The sequence below is a fragment of the Marinomonas communis genome, from assembly GCF_004363305.1.
Taxonomy (GTDB): domain Bacteria; phylum Pseudomonadota; class Gammaproteobacteria; order Pseudomonadales; family Marinomonadaceae; genus Marinomonas; species Marinomonas communis.
Genome location: NZ_SNZA01000001.1, coordinates 150,902 through 173,381, shown reverse-complemented (window position 1 = coordinate 173,381; position 22,480 = coordinate 150,902). Strand labels below are relative to the sequence as shown.

Here is a 22,480-nt window from a genome sequence, read left to right as displayed (position 1 = left end):
CTAAAATCAAAAGGTAGAACAGTAATGAAGAAACGCATGAAGCTCTCCGCTAAACAGAGCCAATACGCTACAGCAACACTATTTTGCTACGCAGTAATCACGCCGATTAGTGCCTTCGCAGACACGGATACAGAAGCATTTCGTCTTTCTCCTATCCTAGTCAATGACTCATACGAATCTGAAGACAATGATTCTGAGTCGGTTGTTGCCAAAGAGTTATGGGTAGGCGGTAAAGTAGCCACGAGCATTCAAGATACCCCTGCTTCCGTTTCTGTTATTACTGAAAAAGAGATCAAGCAACGTGGCGCCTCCACGACGGAAGAAGTACTGGAATACACTCCGGGCACCCTGACTGGCTACTACGCTACTGACGATCGCAACGATTATTTCAACATCCGTGGTTTCAGTGCTACCACATACCGTGATGGCCTAACACTGGGTTCTATGCGTGGCATTCGAGAAGACGCGTACGCATACGAGCGAGTAGAAGTGATTCGTGGCGCGAACTCGACACTATTTGGCCCTGCAGACCCTGGTGGTTCTATTAACTTCGTTACCAAGCGACCTAAGTTTGAACAATTCGGTAATGCACACATTACCTATGGCGCAAATGACCATAAAGAAGTTGGCATTGACGTGGGCGATGTACTTAATGAAGACGAAACACTTGCTTATCGCTTAACGGGTAAAGTGCAAGACGCTGACCGTGAATACGACTACTCAAAAGACGACTCTCAATTCTTGATGGCTGGCTTAACTTGGGAACCAAACGATGACACCAGCGCAAGCTTAGTCGTGGATTATTTAAAAACTGACAGCAGCCCGAACAGCGGCGGTTACCCAGCTGGCAAAGATTACGATGCGAGCATTTTCTATGGCGAACCAGACTACAATTTCCATGACGTTGAGCGAACTAACATCAGCGCCCAAGTTACCCACTATGTAAATGACAACTTTAAAGTACTGTCTAACCTTCGTTACAGCGAAGCAGAAGATGGCTTTGGCTACATTTACCTAAGCAAATACTCTGCTGATACCTCTGGTAGCACAATGGGTCGTGATTACTACGGCCAAAGCTCTGAGGTTGAGCAATTCAACGGTAATTTATTGGGTCAATATGACTTCTCTGCTGGTCGCCTAGACAGCAGCACAGTGTTTGGCGTGGAGTACCAAAACTCAACGACGGATTCCGCGTCTTATTACGGCAATAGTACTAGTATCGATATTAACAACCCGGTTTATTCTGGTGTCACAGGTAGCTTCCCGCTGTACGGAAACACCAAAAATGACTACCAAACTAAGGCAGCGTTAATTCAGCAGAACTTCGCATGGGACGATAAGTACATCTTGACCATCGGTGCACGTCACGATGACATCAATGTGGACCAATTTAACTATGTAACCAGCACCAGCTCATCTAACGATTTCTCTGAAAATACGTTCCGCTCAGCGTTTACGTATAAGTTTAACGAAGAAGTGTCGGCCTACATTAGCCAAGTTGAGTCGGTATCACCACCATCGACTAGTACGAAAATCGTACGTGGTGAACAGATTGAAGTGGGCGCTAAATACGCACCAAGTAACATGAATGCCCTATTCGCCGTAGCGGTTTACGATCTACAAAAGAGCAACGTTGAAACAGCCTCTTTCCAACAAAATGGCAGCATTCTTCGTGAAACGATCGGTAAAAACCGCGTTAAAGGTGTCGACCTAGAAGCACGTGCAGAGATTACTGACAGCTTGACTATTTCTGGTGGCTACTCGTACATGGAACCAAAAATCACAGAAGACGATAACTACGAAGGCAACACCATCGCGTATGTGCCTGAGCACTCGGCTTCTGTATGGGGACACTACACCTTGCCACGCCAAGACATGTCAGTGGGTCTTGGTGCTCGCTACATAGGTTCTTACTACTTCGCAAACACCAACACAGCGAAAAGCGAATCTGCCATCATCGTCGATGCATCATTTGGTTATGACATTTCTAAACAAACACAACTGACAATGAATGTTAGTAACCTACTGGATAAAGAATATGTCGCGGGCTCTGGTTCTGCGGACTTCTACAACCCTGGTCGTGACATCAAATTGACGCTTAACCACAACTGGTAAAATCTATCAGTTCTAACGGTTCCCTTTTTAGCCAGAATGCTTTGCATTCTGGCTTTTTTATTATCGCGTCGCCAATGCTTGCGCCAACCTCGACACCGCCTCTTGCAACATATCCGGCGTTGCATTGGTAAAGTTTAAACGCAGCGCCGATACGCCTTTCTCAGCAGAATAAAACACGTCACTAGGCACCGTCGCAACACCTTGCTCAATCAAGTATTTTGCGAATGCAAAGCTGTCACAATCAGGCAAAGTCAGCCAGACAAACATCCCCCCAGCAACAGGTTGTGCCTGACATCCAAACGGTTCTAGTTGCTCCAAAGCCTTCAGCAAAACTTGATAACGGCCATGGTATAAGTCACACACTTTGGCGATGTGCTGTTCAAATTCTGGATGTTCCAACAGCCCTAACAACATGGCTTGTGCTGGAACATTAGAATGTAGATCCGCGCCTTGTTTTACCTTGATCAAAGGTTCAATCCATTGCGCTGGACCGGACACAACCCCAATGCGAAGGCCTGGCGAGGCAATTTTTGAAAACGAGCGCAACACCAACGCCTGATCAGGGCAGAAGCTCGATACCATAGGTAATGCCTCACCAGAAAAGCGCAGCGGTCGATAAGGCGCATCTTCCAAAAGCGTGACGTCATATTCAATACAAAGCTTGGCCACCGCCTGTCGTGTCGCTAAAGACCAGCACACGCCTGTTGGGTTATGGAAATCTGGCACGGCATAAAAGAGCTTTGGCTTGTCGTTTGCAAAGCATCGTTCCAATGCCTCTAAGTCAGGGCCATCCGCTAACTGCGCAATAGGTAGAATCGAGGCTTGCACAAAATCAAATACCTGCATCGCGCCCAAATAGCTGGGTGCTTCCATCGCCACCCCATCACCAGGGTTCATGTAAGCCCGTGCAATTAAGTCCAATCCTTGTTGAGAGCCTGTGGTCACCAGTAGTTTGTGGTGTTCAGGTAACTGGTACAACTGATTCAAATGCTTAACCAGCGGTGCATACCCTTGAGTGGGACCATATTGAAACAACGATATGTCGTTGTGTAACTGCGCAATCGTTGGTTTTAGCAATTCAATAGGAAACGTCTTTTCATCGGGCAGACCACCAGCCAACGAGATCATATCTGGGTCACTGGCAGCGGCAAGGATTTCACGGATAAAAGAAGACTTCATACGATCAAGAGAAGCAGCGGTTTGCATGGTTAGGCATCCATTTGTATTGTTTTTGGAAACACTATCCTACAAATTCAAATACAATATTAATTGTCCATTTATGCGATAGCTTTTGTCCATTTATGCTATTTTAAGTCTTTCAAACTTGGTGAATTGACTATGTCTTCGCTCTCTATGCAGCAACATCAGAACCGTATTAATGAAGTCTTGTTCTACATTCACCAAGACATCAGTCGGACTTTGGGGGCGAAAGAGCTAGCAGAGGTCGCGGCCTACTCTGAGCAGCATTTCCATCGCTTATTCAAAAGTGTTGTGGGAGAGTCTATTCATCAATACATTCGTCGTGTTCGCATGGAATACGCCGCCAATCAACTTATGTTCGATAACCACTCCTCTATTATCGATATCGCCAATCGCTGTGGTTTTAGCTCGGCTTCTTCTTTTAACAAAGCGTTTAAAAGCACCTTCCACTGTGCGCCATCGGCTTGGCGACAACAAGAAAGTCCAACGTTGAAAAAGCCCTACCTAAAAGATCCCGATGTGGCGCGTGGTTATGAGTCCGTCGCCATTTGCCCGCTTCCCACACCATGCATTCAAGAGTGCCCTGCTCGATTGGTCGCCTACAAGCGCCATCAAGGTTATAACCGTTCAATCAAAGAAGCGTGGATGACATTGATGGCTTGGGCCAATACAGAACAGCGAGATACGGATAAACAATTTGGTTTGCATCATTCTAATCCGGCGTGGGTAGAGCTTAATCGGTGTCGCTATGTGGCGTGTTTAGAAATCGATAGGCCTGTGGCGAGACATTCCGTAGTCAGCCAACTGGTGATACCTGCAGGTTTGCATGCGGTGTTTCACTTACAGGGAAAATACGGGGAACTGCTACCTAAAATCAGCCAAGTTCTGGAAACTTGGTTGCCCAGCTCGAAGTTTAAACTGCGCTCTACTCCAGGCTACGTGCAGTATTATCATAACCAATTCTTAACGGAAGACGAAAGCTTCGATTTGGAGTTTTACCTGCCAATTAGCTTCTTTTAAGGAAGGTTTATTACCTGAGCGCAATTCCCTTTGCGCTCGGGTAAAAGCTTACTTAGACGCCTCAGCGTGCTTCTTTGCACGGTATGCGTGTAGCTTTTTATAGCTATCGATCAGTTTCAAGTGACGATCTAGCCCTTCAAGTTTCATATTCGTTGGTGCCAGGCCGTAGAACTTGACCGTACCATTCACGGAACCCACGACGTTTTCCATGACTTCTTTGCCAAACATACGCGATAGGTTGGGTAGGAAATCCTCGAGTTCAAGCTCATCATCCAAAGCGATTTCCAACACGGCGCTGACTGCTTGGTAGAACAAACCACGCTCTACGGTATTGTTGTTGTAGCTTAGGAATTCCTGCACTTGATCCTTCGCTTCTTCGTGCATTTGCAGCGCGAGGAACAATAAGAGTTTGAGCTCACCTACATCCAACTGGCCCCATGGGGTGTTTTCATCGAACTCAACACCGATCAAGGTACGAATATCGTTGTAGTTATCCAGCTCGCTTTCTTCTAAACGCTCAAGCAATGCTTCTAGCGCTTCGTCGTCTAGAGAGTGAATGTTGAGAATGTCTTCACGGAAAAGCAAAGCTTTGTTGGTGTTGTCCCAAATCAAATCGTCTGCAGGATACACTTCTGAGTAATCTGGCACCAAAATTCGACAAGCGTTAGCACCTAGCTCATCGAATACCGCCATGTAGACTTCTTTGCCCATGTCTTCGAGGATGCCCATTAGGCCATCACGCTCTTCTTCTGTGGTGCCTGAGAAATCCCATTCGCAGAATTCGTAATCTGCTTTGGCGCTAAAGAACTTCCAAGAAATCACACCGGTCGAGTCGATAAAGTGTTCAACAAAGTTATTCGGCTCTTGTACCGCAAACGAGTTAAACGTTGGCAGCGGCACATCGTTTAGACCTTCGAAGCTACGACCTTGCAGCAGCTCAGTTAGGCTTCGCTCTAACGCCACTTCAAAGCTTGGATGCGCGCCAAAGGAGGCAAACACACCACCGGTACGCGGGTTCATCAGCGTCACGTTCATCACAGGGAATTGACCGCCCAAAGACGCGTCTTTCACTACCACAGGGAAACCGTTTTCTTCTAGGCTTTTAATGCCTTCCAAAATACCTGGGTATTTTTCCAAGACCGACATAGGCACATCAGGCAAGACAATTTCTTGCTCGATGATTTGTTTCTTCACAGCACGCTCAAAGATCTCAGACAAACACTGCACCATGGCTTCTGGTAGCGTGTTGCCTGCGCTCATGCCGTTACTTAAGAACAAGTTTTCGATCAGGTTTGATGGGAAGTAGACCGTTTCTTGGTCAGATTGACGCACGTAAGGGATCGCACAAATACCGCGCTCGATATTGCCAGAGTTGGTATCGATCAGGTGTGAGCCTTGAAGCTCTTGCTCAGGGTCAAAAATATCCAAGCAGTAATCGTCAAGCAGACCTTGTGGAAGAGAATCGTCTTCGGTCAGCGGGAACCATTTCTCTGTTGGGTAGTGCACGAACTCCGCGTTCGCTAATTCTTCACCAAAATACTGATCGTTGTAGAAGAAGTTACAGCTAGCGCGCTCAATGAACTCACCTAGCGCAGAACACAACGCACTTTCTTTGGTTGCCCCTTTACCGTTGGTGAAACACATGTGCGACGCGGCATCACGCAGGTGAAGAGACCAAACACCTGGCACGATGTTACGCCAAGACGCCACTTCGATCTTCATACCAAGATCTGCCAACAAACCAGACATATTGGCGATGGTATCTTCTAGCGGTAGATCTTTACCCAAGATTACCGTTTTCTCAGCACCGTCAGGCTGCGCCATCGCCATAAGCGACGCGCCTGCGTCTAAGTCCTCAACCGTTTCGATCTTAAATTCAGGGCCTTCTTGTACCACCTTTTTAACGGTACAACGGTCAATAGAACGTAAAATGCCTTGGCGATCTTTATCGCTGATGTACTCAGGCAACTCTACTTGAATTTGGAAAATCTGGTTGTAACGGTTTTCAGGATCGACAATGTTATTTTGCGATAGGCGAATATCCTCTGTAGGGATATCACGGGCCTTACAGTAAACCTTTACGAAATAGGCAGCACAGAGCGCAGACGAAGCCAAGAAGTAGTCAAATGGGCTTGGCGCAGAACCATCCCCTTTGTAACGAATGGGTTGATCCGCTACGACCGTGAAGTCGTCGAACTTGGCTTCTAAGCGAAGATTGTCTAAAAAATTTACCTTGATTTCCATGCTGGACCTCTAACTCAATATGGCGCGAAGTCTAACATTATTTACTGCGCGTATCGTCCAACTTGCACTGCAAAACCAAGATATTTTTGCGGATCTCACTAAACCATTATTTCAAACAGTACCTCGCACCGTGAAGCTCAACCAACTCTTGATAAAACAGATGATTAAGTGCTTTTATAACCTGTTACTAATGCATAAAGGATAAAGCATTAGATCCTTCTAATTCAGTCACTTAAATGAAATCCACGCAATAGCTAACTTGATATTAATCAGATGTGTTACACATGGTTTAAAATAGCCCCTAAAGAATGACAAGCATTACAAATGCTAGTTGCAAAATAGCTAGCTACTCATTTTTTTGCTTCTTCAGCAGCTTTTTCATATCCCTAAGCTCTGCTTTTAGAGTATGCACCTCTTCTAGAATCTGAATTTCCATCTTTCGCTCGTCAGAGACATCCATAATCCATGAGGCCAAAACTGCGGTAAAACTCCCAAACATGCCAACGCCAGTTGTAATCAATATTATGGCAACAATGCGACCTTCCAATGTCACTGGGAAGAAGTCACCGTAGCCAACCGTTGTGATAGTGACGAATGTCCACCAAAATGCATCGCCAGCGTTGTGAATATTAGCTCCCGGCATATCCTTCTCGAGATAGAGAATGTAAATAGAGCCAAACAGCATCATCATTAGTGCGGTCACTACCATGAAGTGCAGTGACGTTGAAACCTTGTTTTCATTAAGTGCATGAGAAATCATTGAGATCGACTTGATCGCACGGACCAGACGAAAAACTCGAATTAAACGTGCAAATTGATTCATCTCCATTAATGGAATACAAGAAATAAGGTCAAGCCAGCCCCATTTCATATACTCAAGCTTAGACGGCGCAGCTCGGTACTGCTGAACAAAATCAATAAAGAAGATTGTGCAAATAAATGTATCTACATAGATCAGAATCTGCAGGACGTCAGGTGGCAAGTTAAAGACAAGTTCAATTACCAGAGAGAAAACAACAAATACGGATAGTACTAATACTGCCAGTTGAAAGCTCGTAATGTGTTCCGTTACTTTGGGTCGATACATAGTGGCAAACCATTAGAAGTTCAACAGAGCTAACGTATAAATTAAAACGGCTTAGTCGAGCGCTTGATTCGCTTCTCGAGTCAGAGTTTTGAATGCGGTTCTTACAGGAACCAAAATCTGAGAGAACAATGCTGCCCCCCACACCATATTAGCCACGATTGAAGGAACAAAAGGAACGATAATTAGGGTCACGAAACAAAGCATGATCCCCATATAACGAACGTTCGCAGTGGCAAAGCGATGGGCGGTACGACGCTCGATAACATGTTGAATCTTAAGTAGGCAATACAGGTATGCCGCTAAGCCCAAACAGCCAATCAATGCATATTTGAACGGATATTGATCTATAAATCCTATTTTGACCTCTGCTGACAATGCAACGCCTATCGTGACAGCAGATAACATCAGCAGAAGGTGAGCAATCGTCCACTTGACGAATGTGGCAGGCTCATTGTCTCGCGGCTTGCCGTTGCCAACAAAATCAAAATATATCCAGCACAAAACGAAAACTGATAGGCCGCCAAACGCGTAGTTTACTAGTACGTCGCCAACCACATTATCAATGCCTTTTTCTGCTAAAGTGATAACCAGCTTAAAGAAGCCTTCACCTGCAACGATCAATAAAAGCAGCGCAAAGCGCTCAGACATATGCCCAAATCGTGGTAAGAAGCGCTGTTGAAAGACAGCACCAACTTTCGGGGCGACATACAAAGCTGCTAAAACTACCATACCTCCAGCGAACACCATATAACTATATGGAGCAGGCAGAAACGCGCTGATTAAGAAAATGACAGCTGCAATCGCAAAGCATCGAAACATATGACTTGGTAAGCATGTTTTACTTTCTTCTACCGTTTTAGCCCTAAAATAGAGCAACGAGATTATCGCTCGATTTAATGCATAACCTATAGCAAAGTACATCCATCCAGCACCACCAATGTGAACGATAGCGGATGACATAATCATAATGGTGACAATCTGAGCCGCCATAATGTAGCGATGTTGTACATCCGTGCTGACATAAATCGAGTTAAAAAGGCTTATATCAAACCAAGCGAACCAAATCACGATAAATAGCAGCGCGAAAACGGTGAATCCAGTAAAGCCTAGGTGATAACTCAAGTAATTTCCCAGCACGAAAATTGATACAACATGAGCCAAGTCGTAAAAAAGTTCTATCCAGTGCACATGATCATTGCTGGTCTCCACATCTAGATGATGCTTGGGCTTGCGCCACAATGGATGTTTCTTGGCTAAATCCATATCGTTATGTCCTTTACATAATCACTGCGCTAAGCCGCATGTTTTGTTCAGTATGCTAACTCCAGCAATAATTTCAATTAGTATACTTTTGGTAACTTTAAGCACCTGCCTCTTCGTATAAACACTTCAATGTAAAAAATAAAATTCATAATAAACATAGTTTTATCTCCATCTCATTCAACTCTCATGGTGGTTACTAAAAGTTAACTAATTGAACTAGAAATGCAGGTAACCATAATAAACCGCAAGACGGCGAAATCATTATTCGCTCTGTAAAACAACCAATTATTGAAAGGTTAATATCATGAGTAACGTTCTAATCATTAACGCGCACGAACCATCTCCTTTTTCAGAGGGAAAATTAAATGCGACTTTAGTTGAGAAAGCTCGCACCCAGTTAGAATCAAAGGGCCACGAAGTTCGTGTAGTTACAATGCAAGATGACATCGTAGTTGATGAGCAGCTGGCGAATTTCGAATGGGCAGAGAGAGTGATTCTTCAGTCGCCTGTCAACTGGATGACTATCCCATGGTCTTTCAAAAAATACATGGATGAAGTCTTCACTGCAGGAATGGGGGGTGCGCTTTGTGCTTTTGATGGCCGAACGGCAGAAGAACCAAAGAAAAATTATGGAACAGGCGGTACTCGTACAAATACTAAATACATGCTTTCGCTCACACTTAATGCACCAGAAGAATCATTTAATGATGATAGAGAATACCTATTCCAAGGCCGCAGTGTAGATGATTTGATGTTTCACATGCACGTCAATTTCCGCTTCTTTGGCATGTCAGCACTACCAACATTTGCGTGCTACGACGTTATGAAGAACGCAAACATTGAAAACGACTTTGTTCGCTTTGAAACACACCTAGACACACACTTCTAAGGAGGTATCTATGAGCACTGAATTTACTTACTACGATGCAGAAACGGCTCCTGAAGAGTCTAAAGAACTGGTAGCTCAGTCAATAAAAGGCTTCGGTATGCTACCAAACTTGCACGCGGTTCTTGCTGAAGCACCGGCTACCTACGAAGCATACAACACGGTCTTTGACCTGTTTATGAAAAACACAACGTTCAGTCCATTGGAGCAACAAGTGGTCTTTATGACCGCTAACTTTGAGAATAACTGTCACTACTGTGTTCCTGGTCATACATGGATGATGAAGGCGGGCAAAATGCCAGATGAGGTGATTGAAGCATTACGTGAAGGTACTGCCATTCCTGATGCGAAGCTACAAGTACTGCATGATTTTACCAAGGCACTGCTTGATAACCGTGGTCATATCGGTGATGAAAAACTGCAAGCATTCCTAGACGCTGGTTTTACCAAACGTCAAGCGCTGGAAGTGCTGACTGGCTTGTCTGCTAAGCTTATCTCAAACTTCACGAATGCACTGGCACATACTGAAACCGATGCGCCATTCCAGAAGTTTGCGTGGACGCATCCTAGCGAGCGTTAAACTCAGTCAAGAACAAGCAAACACAACTTAAAGCACTGTTTGCCGCATTAGAACAGTGCTTTCTATAAGGAACCGAGATGACATATTCACAAAAACTCAAAGCGGGTGACGCTTTTCCTATATTAGAAGTAACAAAGCTTGATGGAACCAAAGTCAAGCTAGGTAAACCTGAAGGTGATACAACATGGCAAGCAGTGTTTGTTTATCGTGGTAAACATTGCCCACTCTGCACCAAATATCTAAATGAAATTGAGACATATAAACAAGCATTTGCCGAAGCAGGCGTAGACATTCTGGCTGTCTCTGCTGACTCGAAGCAACAGTTGGAGCAACACCTAGAAAATCTCGATATCAGCTTTACTATCGCCTATGGTCTTACCGAGCAACAGATGAAAACTCTGGGACTTTATATATCGCTACCACGCTCTGAAGCAGAAACCGACCATAACTTTGCAGAGCCTGGGTTGTTTGTCGTCAATGAACACGGCAACTTACACGTGGTTGACCTATCCAATAATCCGTTTGTAAGACCTGAGCTCGGTGCTCTGACCCGAGGTTTTGCATGGATTCGTAACCCAGCTAACGATTACCCAATCCGTGGCAAATTAGACTATTGAAACAGTCGATTGAACCAAAACAAGGCAACCTATTGGTTGCCTTGTTTTGTTAAAGAAGGACTTAGATGAATGTTGCTCACACTATTTAAGCTGCACATTGTTGCTTTCAGACCATTTTCTCAACTCTTCAAGAATTTTTAGCGCACTGCGCCCAAACTCAGTGAGTTCGTAGCTGACCGCCAATGGTTTTTCATTGAGCACTCGACGCATTACCATGTTTTCACTTTCTAATTCTTTTAGGCGCTGGTCAACCATCTTCTTGCTTGCACCACCCAACATTCTCGAAAGGTCATTGAACCTCACTGGGCCATCTTTCAGATGATAGATAATTGAACCTTTCCACTTTGAACCCAAAATCCTCATGCCTTTTTCGATTGCACAAGGCTCGGTACAAGCATCAATAACGCTCTTACGCCCTTTTTGGTCAACTTTAACTTTAGCTTTCATACAGCCCCTCGTCATTTAAAGAAGCTAAGTAACGTAGTTTATCGTCATTGATAATAAAAACGTCACTCATAGTTATTGAATATGCGTAGTTACCTAATGGCGAGCGTCTTACGGTATATTTTAGTTCCCTAGAGACTGAATGCAATAAGTATACTTTTAGTAACCTAGTTCATACCTAGCTGAAACAACTAACATGAAAGTCTCTATTAATAGACCGTACTATTAATTTTTCTTCGGCCCATTCGACTAACTTTTCTCGTCACCGGTATTTAATTTCACTTAACATGTCGTTAGGCATAGTTAAGATGATACTTCATAAAAAAACTCTAGATTTAATTCTGGGCCTGAAGCCATTTCTTCAATCTGCTTCCATAACAAAGGCAAATGAGCCTTAACGACTCCAGCCTTATATTTTTGGTACTCATCTGCATAATCTCCATCAGCTGCTTTAAGCCAATCTGAGCGTGTTAAGATCACTAGCCCTTGATGGAATAACAGTCATAGGATGTCTACTGAACGAGGTCCACTCCAATTAATGTCAGAATTACATTAAGATTGAATCCACAGATATTTCTTTGATTTTTCAGACAAGACTTTGATCGCCGATGTAATCCCTTAATTAGCAGTCTTATCAGGCAAGCTCTATACCTAAGATGAAGGCCTATTTGATCTACCATTACATTAAGTCATAGCAGATTGTTTTTTAGTGCGTTGTTCAATCCTAGCATCCCCCGAATAATAAACCTCATTCGATTGTAGTCCACCGGATACGTAGTTCTTCAGCGTTCAACAGGTGCTGGCTTATCACAATAAACACAACAAAAATATGAGGTTAGCTTAATGAACTGGTCCCCTTTTTCAATTGCAAGTTCAAACCGAAAAATCGACCCAACGCGTCGACGCGGCGCTTTTAAACCCGATGGTTCTCCCAATGAAAATGACCGAGTGGAAATAGGTCCAACGGATCTGGCCTTTAACGAGTGGGAAGCCCTGGGGCTGATAGCCCCAGACCTCGCACGTATGCGTGAGTACCGTTTACAACGCATTGTAAATGAACTGCGAAAGCGTGACCTAGGTGGTATTCTTCTGTTTGATCCGCTGAATATTCGTTACGCCACGGACTCTACCAATATGCAGCTGTGGATAACCCACAACTCTGCTCGCGCCTGCTTTGTTTCTGCCTCTGGCCATATCATTTTGTGGGATTTCCATAACTGTGATCACCTCACCGCTCACCTACCGCTAGTTAAGGAGCTGCGTGGTGGAGCTTCTTTCTTCTACTTTGAAACAGGTGATCGCACTACAGAACATGCCCGTCACTTTGCTCAAGAGATCGAGTCCATTCTAAAAGAGCATAGCGGCAATAACCGCCGCTTGGCGTTAGACAAGATCGAAATCGTAGGTCTGCGTGAGCTGGATCGTCTGAATATCGAAACCTTCGATGGTCAGGAAGTGATGGAACTGGCCCGCGCTATCAAAAACGAGGATGAGATTAACGCCATGCGTTGCTCACTGGCTTCCACTGAAATTGCCATGGCTAAGATGCAGCAGGCTTCTGTACCAGGAGCTACCGAAAATGATATCTGGGCAGTATTGCATGCTGAAAATATTAAGCGTGGCGGCGAATGGATTGAATGCCGCTTATTGTCTTCCGGCCCACGCACAAACCCCTGGTTCCAGGAGTCGGGCCCGCGTGTTGTGCAAAACGGTGAACTGCTGGCTTTCGATACCGATCTGGTCGGCCCTTATGGTATCTGTGCCGATATCTCCCGTACCTGGATGATTGGTGATGCCGAGCCCACGGCAGAACAAAGACGCCTGTATCGAGTGGCTTATGACCATATCCAACACAATATGGAAATTCTGCGCCCAGGCATGACTTTTGAAGAGGTCACTCGTGCCGGTGTGCGCTTACCGGAAGAGTTCCGCGCGCAGCGCTATGGCGTGATGATGCACGGTGTGGGTCTATGTGATGAATACCCATCCATCCGTTACCCTGAAGATCTGGAAGGTCACGGTTACAGCGGCGTACTGGAACCCGGCATGGCATTATGTGTAGAAGCCTACGTTGGCGCTGTTGACGGCAAAGAGGGTGTTAAGCTTGAAGATCAGGTCATCATCACTGAAAACGGTTTTGAAAACCTGACCACCTACCCGTTTGAAGAGGCCCTGCTGAAATAATCACTGTTTTCAGGCTTGTAACACTGTTTCAGATTTGTCTAAGCAGTTTACAGTCTTGAAACCTTGAGCGCTGGATGCCATCCAGCGCCTTTCAACCACGGGATAGCAAGAAGCTACATGATCCTATCTCAGTGGTACTTCCCACAAACATAAAAGAAGTAACCTAATATGATCACTACAGAGAACAACTATAAGAAACGGGTCGCTGCAGTCTCCTGCGCTGTCCTGAGTATTCTGATCCTATTTGTCCTGGTCACCCCGGACAGTGCTACAGCCCTGGTTAAACAGGCGCAGCATCTGATCGCAGTAAAGTTTGGCTGGTTTTACATGCTCAGTGTTGCAGGTTTTATGCTGGTGCTGGCCTATTGTGGTATGAGTACTAAAATCGGTAACCTGCGTCTGGGGCAGGATCATGAACGTCCCGAGTTCAGTACCTTTGCCTGGGGGGCTATGCTGTTCTCCACCGGCATGGGCATTGGCCTGGTCTTTTTTGGTGTTGCCGAGCCTGTGATGCATTATCTGTCACCACCGGTGGCCGAAGCTAAAACGGCCCAGGCGATGGAGCAGGCCATGACCATTACTTTTTTTCACTGGGGTTTTAATGCCTGGGCAATCTACGCTATTGTGGCTTTAGTGATCTCTTATGCGGCTTATCGTAAAAACCTACCTATTGAGATGCGCTCTGCTCTCTACCCACTGATTGGCAAAAAAATCTACGGCCCTATCGGCGATTTTGTCGATTCCTTTGCCGTATTAGCAACTGTGATTGGTATTGTGACACCGCTGGGTTTCGGTGTTATGCAGATCAACTCCGGCCTGAATTACCTGTTTGACGTGCCTAAAGGTGTCGGTGTACAGGTCGCTTTGATTATCGGTATTGGTATTGTGACCTGCTTGTCTCTGCTATTGGGTCTTAAAAAGGGCATCAAGCAGCTGTCGGTACTGAATATCAATGTGGCTATCGGCCTGATGATTTTTGTCCTGTTTGCAGGTAATACCTCAGATGTGCTTAACGCGACAGTCAATAGCGTTGGAGATTACCTGAGCAATCTGGTACCTCTGACCTTTGAAACCTACTCGCAAACCAACCCTTCCTGGTTTGAAGGCTGGACTCTACTGTACTGGGCCTGGTGGATCGCCTTCGCTGCACCAACCGGTGTCTTTATTGCTCGTATCTCCCGTGGCAGAACCATTCGTGAGTTTGTCTTTGGCGTGCTGATTATCCCTGTCGCTTTCTCACTGGTTTGGTTATCCATCTTCGGTATTACCGCTCTGGATATGATTCATAATCAAGGGATCACTGAGCTGGCAACAGCCGTATCTGCAGACTCATCTACCGCTCTGTTTAAATTCTTTGAGCTGTTTGCAGGCGTTGAATTTATTAGCTACCTAGTACTGTTCTCAATCTTTGTCTTTTTTATCACCACAGCAGATTCGGGTACTCTGGTGATTAATATTCTGACGTCTCAGGATGGTGATCTGGCCCCCGTTTGGCAACGCATTTTCTGGGTGGTATCCGTATCTACCGTGACCATCCTGTTGCTGATGGTAGGTGGTATGGGTGCGATTCAGGCGGTCCTGATCATCCTGGGCTTCCCATTTGCGATTATCGTATCTGTGATGTGTGCTGGCTTTATCAAGGCGCTGATAGCGGAGAAACAGGATATGGATACCGATTCAGATAGTGACTCTGAGCCGATGCAACAGGAAGTATCGCCAGCACCTTAGCCCTCCCTCTAAAGTTCAGGCCTTAAACCGTTCTCAAAAACGCAACCGTGTTCTGCTGGAAAGCAGAACACGGTCTGCCATCAAGCCAACTGCTCGTGCAGCCACTCTCTAAAAAAGACCACCTTGGATAATCCCTGCCGCTCCGGTGGAATATCCAGCCAGTAGCCGTAAGGGCCGCTCACCTCGATATCACTGAACTGAGCCAGTCGACCCTCTTCCAGTTCCCTGCTAATCATATGCTTCTCAATCACCGCAAAACCCGTGCCCGCTTTTAATGCACTGATGGCCTGATCCAGTGTACTAAACGACAGGCCTCGATCTGCGTCTACTTGTTGATGGAGCCCTGCTGCCTCCAGCCAGTCTCGCCATACCGGCAACCTTTCTCCTTCGTGCAATATGTGTAGCAAATTGCCTGCTTCCAGCGTCAGGTTTTGTGCCCTGTCGATCATATCCGGTAAACAAACAGGTACATGCTGCTCCAGAAAAAGCATCTCACTAAAGTGCTTGGGTTTCGCCATACGACCAAAGCGAATTTCACAGTCAAATAATACATGCTCACTAGGATGATCATAAACAGACACTTCCAGCTCAGGGAAGCGCTTATGGAACTCTGTTAAGCGCCTTGCTAACCAGCGAGTGGCCAGGGTGGGGGGGACCAGAATATTCAGCTTTTGCCGTAACTTGGGATCACGAATTTCAGTAACGGCAGTTTCGATTAAATCAAAGGACTGCTCAATCTTCTGCAGCAGCTGTCGACCTGAATCGGTCAGTTCCAGTTTGTGATGCATACGCACAAACAGGGGAACCCCCAGATAATCCTCCAGCTGCTTGATCTGTCGGCTAACGGCACCCTGCGTCACATACAGCTGCTTGGCTGCCATTGTAAAGCTGAGCTGTTTACCAGCCACCTCAAAGACTCTTAACGCGGTTAAAGAAGGTAGTTGTCGCATATTTTTTAAACCTGGAATGCCCTGAACATCACAAAATATTTTTATTCTACTTTCGCCCAAAAGCTTTATCTTACATAATCTTAAATCAACCAATTTTGAGCAATTGTGTGTTTTGAGTATAAGACGAACAGGTACAAAAAAAAGCGCCCTAGAGCGCTTTTTTCTGCTTGATTCAAAGGATACAGGTAACGTATTAGTCCCCGTAGTACACCCAAACGCCTTTGGTTTTGGTGTAGGAGGCTAGGGAGTGAATCGCCATCTCTTTGCCCCAGCCACTCTGTTTAAAGCCACCAAAAGGTGCGGCCAGGCCGTAACAGCCATAACGATTGATAAACAGCATACCGGCATCCAGTTGCTCAGCCACTTTGTGAGCACGGGAAACATCAGCAGTATACAGACCTGCAGCCAGACCGTACTCCGTTGAGTTCGCGATCTGTACCGCTTCTTCGGTGCTGTGGAAACGGATACAACTCAATACCGGGCCAAAGATCTCTTCCTGGGCGATCCGGGCATCCGCCGGCACATCAGAGAAGATCGTTGGGCGGATATAGTACCCCTTGGCATTGTCGCCTTCGATATCGGCATAACCACCAGCAACCAGTTTGGCTTCGGTTTTACCAATCTCGATATACTCCATGATCTTATCGAACTGAACCTTATTACACTGCGGGCCCTGATCCACACCTTCAGTCAGTGGATCACCACACTTGATCGCTTCCGCTTTCTCAACCAGCTTTTCCACTACCGTATCGTAGATACTGTCGTGAATTAGGAAACGGGTTGGCTCAGAGCATTTCTCACCTTTGTGGGAGAACATCACGGTAAAGGCACGATCAACCGCACCGTCCAGATCCGGCGTATCTTCAAAGAAGATACAAGGTGACTTACCACCCAGCTCCAGGGTGGCCGCTTTCAGGTTAGAGGCGCCAGAATTCTGTACAATCTTACGACCCACACCTGTACTACCGGTGAACGAGATCTTGTGTACATTGTTGCTGATGGTCAGTTGATTGGCGTTAACACCGTCGGTCAGCAGCATATTCAGCACACCAGCAGGCAGATCCAGTTCGCTGTCGATCAGCTCCATCAGGTAGATCATGGTCAGCGGGGTATATTCAGACGGTTTGATAATCACCGTATTGCCCATGGCCAGAGCCGGAGCGATCTTCAGGCTAGCTTGATACAACGGGAAGTTCCACGGTGCGATCAGACCACAGACACCCACGGGCTCTTTCAGGGTGTAGTTCAGGAAACCGTCATCAACCGGAGAGGTTTCACCGTAAAACTTATCGGTCCAACCAGCATAATAATCAAAGATATCGGCACAGGTTGGGATATCATCAGCCATGGATTCTGCAAACAGCTTACCGTTTGGTAGGGTTTCCAACAGCGCCAGCTTTTCGACATTATTGCGGATCAGGTCAGCGATTTGACGCAGAGCATTAGCACGCTCGGTGCGGCTCATTTTCGACCAGGTACCCGCTTCGTGGTTCTGATTGGCAATCACAGCAGTTTGTTCAACCTGATCTGTATCCGCCATGGCAAAACGGCACAGTTCTTCACCATTGGCCGGATTACTGACCACCCAATCATCACTGTTACCGTCAACCCATTGACCATTGATGTACTGTTGTTTTGGTTGTTGCAGCCAGTCACGAGCCCAAGCCAGAGGAATATTATTTGTTGTCATGATGATTTCCTGTAGTCATAGATAAAAGGCAGAATGACTACTTAATTCAGGGTAGTGAATCGACTGCCACTCTGCCAAAAATGAACACAAGCATGTTATAAAGAGGTGCCCTCAGGCACAATTGACATTACTGAATGCCAACCCTGCAAAAAACTCATCCTATAAATTCAAGCGCCTATTTTAAGAGTAATGTGGCCTGTTCCGTATATGACTGGATTGCTATGGACTAGTCCAGATAAGCTAGAATCTGCTCCAAATCCCCTCCCGTTTCTTTATAAATACGTGAAGCAAACGAGTAACCCTTTTTCTGTTTCAAACGAATCAAGACGGGTATCAGAGTATTAATATTCTCTTGGTTGCGTTCCAGATTTGGACGTAAACCACTGACGCAATACTCGGTAAAAGCGCGAATACCGTTTTCCAAACAACTCATCGCATCCAGCAGATTGTGGATCACTACCGCCTGCCAAACATTCAGATCCAGCTCACCATGATCCTGGGTCATTTGCACGGAGTAACAGCGGCCACACACCTGCATACAACATTGCACCAGATACTCAGGAATGGTTGGATTGACCTTACCTGGCATGGCAGAGGAACCTGGTTGCACCGCAGGCAAATGCAGCTCGCCAAAACCGGTCGCAGGGCCTGATGACATCAAACGGAAATCCTTAGCGATCTTCAATAGACCACGGGCAAACAGATCCAGGCGATTGGCAACAGCAATCAGATCATCGTGGTTTTGTGACGCATCAAACAGGTTAGGATTATGCTCGTATTTTTCATTACCCATCACCTGTTGCACCATCGGCATTACCTGAGCAAAAAACGCCTCTGAGCAGTCACCTTTACGGCCAATAATATTGCCCCCCAGATTAATGCGATAAAGCGCTTCAACATCTTGATCCAACCGCTTTTGGTTACGCTCAATCAGACTGATATAACCACTAAAAAGATCGGCAAAACTGATCTCAACCGCATCCTGTAGACAGGTACGGGAAATTTTTTGTACGTGCTGCCACTGCTCAGCCTGTAGTAAAAATTCAGCTGACAAATCTTTAATTGCTACCTGTAAACCCTGCCACTGCTCAATTATTGCAAAGTGGCATGCTGTGGTGAGTGCATCGCTGGTGGAGTTATTCAGATTGATATCATCATTGGGATGAACCGGGCGGTAACTACCCAACGGTTGCTGGAAGAAATCACGGTTAACCAGATTTGCCAGCACCTCATTAACATTCATATTGGTAGAGATACCACCGCCACCGTGACAAGCATGTACCGGGAATTGATCCAACGGAAGATTAGCCTCCAGAGACTCAATACTGGCAATAATGGCATTCGCAACTTCAGAGGGGAGTTCATCGGTCTGTCGATTAGTGAGTGCCGCAATTTTTTTAACTGCCAGTATACCTCGAATCAGCTGAGGGTAATCCGATAACGGCTTTTCACCATTTAAGGGATAGAGATTAAGTGCCCGCTGAGTCTGACCTCCATAAAGTGCATTAGAGGGTACAAGAACAGGGCCAATAAGATCAATTTCTGTTCGCTCCCTGATGGTTTCAGCGGGTATCGATGTCACTACTTCAGTCATTCCGGTGTCCTTGATTAGAGGGGCAAAAACTCTATAAAAAAGATTTCATTAGTTTTGGACAAGAGATAAAAAGACAAAGGAGTATGCAAAAAAGTCATAAGAGTTTTTGAGAGGTCATCCACTGTTCATTTACCACCTAAAATGGTGTCCGGGTTTATTAGACCACTATATATATAAGAAAATAGATATAAAAAAGCCCCGCTCTGGCAGGGCTAAAGTACTGTCTTACAGCTTAGCAATCTGTAAGAGCAGTGAACACAAAAGGCTTAACAAGTAAGGTAAACTTCCAAACTCTTGCACGAGAGGGCTGAAAACAGAGATTTAACTGCCTTCACCTGGAATTTACCTAGCTAATCACCATCAAAGGTTATAGCAAAAAATAACGCAGGGGTTGATCAGGCAAAATCTCCTTTAGCCGGACGGGCAGTCCGCGGAATACGCTTACCTGCGGTGTAGTCGTTAATCAGATCACATGGCGTGTAGTTGCGCTCCAGCTCATAAATTTCCTCTTCGGTCAGCTTGGTTTCCACCGCAGCCAGGGCACTATCAACCTGCTCTTTCGTATCAGCACCAACCAGCATAGAACTGATTTCCGGCTTGTTTAGCACCCAGGCCTGAGCGATCTGAGCAGGCAGTACACCACGGGCATCAGCCACCTTAGCAACAGAGTAAGAGATATCTTTTGACGCCTGATCGTTGTACATCTCTGCTGTGAAGAAATCGGTCTGATTACGGTTTGACTGCAGATCATTAGTCAGAATACCGCGCGCCAGCGGGCTGAAGACAGATACTCCGATGCCCTGATCCATACAGAACGGAATCATCTCACGCTCTTCTTCACGGTAAGCACAGTTCAGCTGCAGCTGCATATTGATCGGACGCTGCCAGCCGTTTTTGTCGCACACCATCAGAATCTTCGCCAGCTGACCAGTGGTCATGGTCGAGATACCGATATAACGGGCTTTACCTGCCAGTACAATATCGTTCAGAGCACCCATGGTCTCTTCTACCGGCGTCTCGGTATCAAAATAATGCAGCATATAGATATCAACATAATCCATGCCCATACGGGTCAGAGAAGCATCGATCGCATCAAAAATATGCTTGCGGGAATGTCCCTGAGCGTTGATATCATCGCTCATGGCATAACCCACTTTTGTCGTGATAACCATCTCATCACGACGACCAATACGGCGCAGTACGTTACACACCACTTCTTCACCGGCACCTGTGGAATAAAAATCGGCCAGATCGATAAAGTTAACGCCGTTATCCAGAGCGTGACGGATAATCGGTTCGCTCTCCTTTTCGTCAAAGATCCAGGGCTTCCACTCTTTAGAGCCCATATTCATGGTTCCCAGACACAGACGGGATACTTTCAGGCCGGATTGGCCTAGACGTACGTATTGCATAGCGTTAATCCTGATTCTTGATTTTTGTTGTTACCGGTATAGCTACCTATTTAGTTACCGGCTCAAGCTAGCTTGGTTGAAAAAGCTTGTGTTTAAGCTCTGAAAGCAAGATTGACGCAGAGGGAAAAAAAAGAGAAACCAATAAAAATCACTGGGTCATTACATCAGGTAATGCCTGATATTGTTATGGAGAAACCTAGCCTCTAACCCCCATGTTAAGGCCCATAAATAAATCAGGGATGAGTTTTTGTCTGACCTGGCATTCCTATAAATCAATTGTCCGTTAATCAGGCTGTGTCAGCATTAAAGTGAGGTTTGGCCAGCTATCGCTACGGCCTTTCCCTGTCGCTAAAAGCCACGCTAAGTACAGTAAAAGAAATAATCTGAGATAAAGGCTAGTCATGTCGATCAAAGCCCGACTTATCACATCACTATTCTGTGCGGTAATCATTCCTCTGTTAATGATCACCGTTCTGATAACACTGCAAATACGAGAAAACGCGCTTGGACAGTATCAGCAACAAGCACAAGCTGAGATCAAGCATATTGATAACGCTTTCAGCTTGTACCTGAATGGTTTAGCAGAAGACGCCCGCTACCTGACAGAGAGTCCCGCGATTAAACGCCTTACTGCTGATACCAACCACTATGTTGCAGAAGAAAAGCCCACATTTTCTCAGCTGGAAGGCAATATTGAAGCGGAAGCTTTTGCTCTGATGAACGCCTTTGGTGAGGCCCGACCAGATCTTGCCTATGTTTTCCTGGGGCTTGAAACCGGGGGTTATATTCAATGGCCTAAAGGCAAATTAGGCAATTACAACCCCAGAAAACGTCCTTGGTATCAAGCGACTATCAGCAAGCCCGGTGAAATTGTTCGCCCGCCGGTGTATTAAGACCTGACGACCAAAGCACCGTTAATTGATTACCTGCATACCTTTACGACTCAAAGTGGTCTTGAAGGCGTGATAGGACTGGACGTTAGTCTGAACAAACTGACCGAAGTGGTACAGAAGGTGCACTTTGGTCAGGATGGCTATTTGATATTGATAGAGGACACTGGTGTTATTCTGGCCGATAGCAATAATCTCGATAATAACTTCAAACCGGTACAGAAATTAGCAGGAAGCTATCAAACACTGTTTACCGCATTAGAACAGTGCTTTCTATAAGGAACCGAGATGACATATTCACAAAAACTCAAAGCGGGTGACGCTTTTCCTATATTAGAAGCAACAAAGCTTGATGGAACCAAAGTCAAGCTAGGCAAACCTGAAGGTGATACGACATGGCAAGCAGTGTTTGTTTATCGTGGTAAACATTGCCCGCTCTGCACCAAATATCTAAATGAAATTGAGACATATAAACAAGCATTTGCCGAAGCAGGCGTAGACATTCTGGCTGTCTCTGCTGACTCGAAGCAACAGTTGGAGCAACACCTAGAAAATCTCGATATCAGCTTTACTTCT

Annotated in this window: 19 protein-coding genes; 10 read left to right on the top strand and 9 right to left on the bottom strand. The window is 45.7% G+C overall.

What is annotated here, in order from left to right; translation table 11 throughout:
* Nucleotides 1-24: 24 nt before the first annotated feature.
* Complete coding sequence (locus C8D85_RS00835; RefSeq protein WP_244936864.1) at nucleotides 25-2,115, top strand: TonB-dependent siderophore receptor; 2,091 nt, start codon at nucleotides 25-27, stop codon at nucleotides 2,113-2,115.
* A gap of 60 nt (nucleotides 2,116-2,175) precedes the next feature.
* On the opposite strand, the gene C8D85_RS00830 is transcribed toward C8D85_RS00835, so the two are convergent.
* A complete protein-coding gene (locus C8D85_RS00830) occupies nucleotides 2,176-3,321 on the bottom strand; it encodes an aminotransferase-like domain-containing protein (RefSeq protein ID WP_133559466.1) in 1,146 nt (381 codons plus the stop codon).
* 132 nt (nucleotides 3,322-3,453) lie between these two features.
* Between C8D85_RS00830 and C8D85_RS00825 the strand changes: the two genes are divergently transcribed.
* Nucleotides 3,454-4,335, top strand: coding sequence for an AraC family transcriptional regulator (locus C8D85_RS00825; protein WP_133559465.1), 882 nt, complete (start codon nucleotides 3,454-3,456; stop codon nucleotides 4,333-4,335).
* Nucleotides 4,336-4,383: 48 nt separating this feature from the next.
* Here the strand turns inward: C8D85_RS00825 and C8D85_RS00820 are convergent, their stop codons facing one another.
* From C8D85_RS00820 to C8D85_RS00810, 3 genes are all read right to left on the bottom strand, one after another.
* A complete protein-coding gene (locus tag C8D85_RS00820) occupies nucleotides 4,384-6,579 on the bottom strand; it encodes an OsmC domain/YcaO domain-containing protein (protein ID WP_133559464.1) in 2,196 nt (731 codons plus the stop codon).
* Nucleotides 6,580-6,925: 346 nt separating this feature from the next.
* Nucleotides 6,926-7,666, bottom strand: coding sequence for a potassium channel family protein (locus C8D85_RS00815; RefSeq protein ID WP_133559463.1), 741 nt, complete (start codon nucleotides 7,664-7,666; stop codon nucleotides 6,926-6,928).
* A gap of 51 nt (nucleotides 7,667-7,717) precedes the next feature.
* Nucleotides 7,718-8,929, bottom strand: coding sequence for a low temperature requirement protein A (locus C8D85_RS00810; protein WP_133559462.1), 1,212 nt, complete (start codon nucleotides 8,927-8,929; stop codon nucleotides 7,718-7,720).
* A gap of 304 nt (nucleotides 8,930-9,233) precedes the next feature.
* Here C8D85_RS00810 and C8D85_RS00805 point away from each other — a divergent pair, with 304 nt between their 5' ends.
* The 3 genes from C8D85_RS00805 (at nucleotide 9,234) to C8D85_RS00795 (ending at nucleotide 11,012) form a co-directional block, all read left to right on the top strand.
* On the top strand, nucleotides 9,234-9,818 hold the full coding sequence (locus tag C8D85_RS00805) for an NAD(P)H-dependent oxidoreductase (RefSeq protein WP_133559461.1): 585 nt from the start codon (nucleotides 9,234-9,236) through the stop codon (nucleotides 9,816-9,818).
* A 10-nt stretch (nucleotides 9,819-9,828) separates the two neighbouring features.
* Complete coding sequence (locus tag C8D85_RS00800) at nucleotides 9,829-10,395, top strand: carboxymuconolactone decarboxylase family protein (RefSeq protein ID WP_133559460.1); 567 nt, start codon at nucleotides 9,829-9,831, stop codon at nucleotides 10,393-10,395.
* Between the two features lie 77 nt (nucleotides 10,396-10,472).
* Entirely contained in the window at nucleotides 10,473-11,012 is a 540-nt protein-coding gene (locus C8D85_RS00795; RefSeq protein WP_133559459.1) for a redoxin domain-containing protein, read from the top strand.
* A gap of 81 nt (nucleotides 11,013-11,093) precedes the next feature.
* On the opposite strand, the gene C8D85_RS00790 is transcribed toward C8D85_RS00795, so the two are convergent.
* A complete protein-coding gene (locus C8D85_RS00790; protein WP_133559458.1) occupies nucleotides 11,094-11,459 on the bottom strand; it encodes a winged helix-turn-helix transcriptional regulator in 366 nt (121 codons plus the stop codon).
* 840 nt (nucleotides 11,460-12,299) lie between these two features.
* Here C8D85_RS00790 and dddP point away from each other — a divergent pair.
* Together dddP and C8D85_RS00780 are read left to right on the top strand one after the other, a co-directional pair.
* Nucleotides 12,300-13,640 carry a dimethylsulfonioproprionate lyase DddP gene (dddP, locus tag C8D85_RS00785; protein WP_133559457.1) on the top strand — a complete coding sequence of 447 codons (1,341 nt, stop codon included), beginning with the start codon at nucleotides 12,300-12,302 and terminating at the stop codon, nucleotides 13,638-13,640.
* Nucleotides 13,641-13,808: 168 nt separating this feature from the next.
* A complete protein-coding gene (locus C8D85_RS00780) occupies nucleotides 13,809-15,368 on the top strand; it encodes a BCCT family transporter (RefSeq protein WP_211342108.1) in 1,560 nt (519 codons plus the stop codon).
* A gap of 80 nt (nucleotides 15,369-15,448) precedes the next feature.
* On the opposite strand, the gene C8D85_RS00775 is transcribed toward C8D85_RS00780, so the two are convergent.
* The 4 genes from C8D85_RS00775 to C8D85_RS00760 all read right to left on the bottom strand — a co-directional run bounded on the left by C8D85_RS00775 (nucleotide 15,449) and on the right by C8D85_RS00760 (nucleotide 21,014).
* Complete coding sequence (locus tag C8D85_RS00775; protein ID WP_211342107.1) at nucleotides 15,449-16,378, bottom strand: LysR substrate-binding domain-containing protein; 930 nt, start codon at nucleotides 16,376-16,378, stop codon at nucleotides 15,449-15,451.
* A gap of 133 nt (nucleotides 16,379-16,511) precedes the next feature.
* Nucleotides 16,512-18,008, bottom strand: coding sequence for an aldehyde dehydrogenase family protein (locus C8D85_RS00770; RefSeq protein ID WP_211342106.1), 1,497 nt, complete (start codon nucleotides 18,006-18,008; stop codon nucleotides 16,512-16,514).
* Nucleotides 18,009-18,234: 226 nt separating this feature from the next.
* Nucleotides 18,235-19,602, bottom strand: a complete 1,368-nt coding sequence (locus C8D85_RS00765) for a lyase family protein (RefSeq protein ID WP_133559455.1) — start codon at nucleotides 19,600-19,602, stop codon at nucleotides 18,235-18,237.
* 395 nt (nucleotides 19,603-19,997) lie between these two features.
* Entirely contained in the window at nucleotides 19,998-21,014 is a 1,017-nt protein-coding gene (locus C8D85_RS00760; RefSeq protein WP_133559454.1) for an aldo/keto reductase, read from the bottom strand.
* Between the two features lie 401 nt (nucleotides 21,015-21,415).
* Here C8D85_RS00760 and C8D85_RS00755 point away from each other — a divergent pair, with 401 nt between their 5' ends.
* From C8D85_RS00755 to C8D85_RS00745, 3 genes are all read left to right on the top strand, one after another.
* Nucleotides 21,416-21,907: a cache domain-containing protein gene (locus C8D85_RS00755; RefSeq protein WP_133559453.1), complete on the top strand. Its 492-nt coding sequence runs from the start codon at nucleotides 21,416-21,418 to the stop codon at nucleotides 21,905-21,907.
* 69 nt (nucleotides 21,908-21,976) lie between these two features.
* Complete coding sequence (locus C8D85_RS00750) at nucleotides 21,977-22,183, top strand: cache domain-containing protein (RefSeq protein WP_133559452.1); 207 nt, start codon at nucleotides 21,977-21,979, stop codon at nucleotides 22,181-22,183.
* A gap of 9 nt (nucleotides 22,184-22,192) precedes the next feature.
* Nucleotides 22,193-22,480 (top strand): redoxin domain-containing protein (locus tag C8D85_RS00745; protein ID WP_133560730.1); only part of this gene is annotated, 288 nt, incomplete at its 3' end.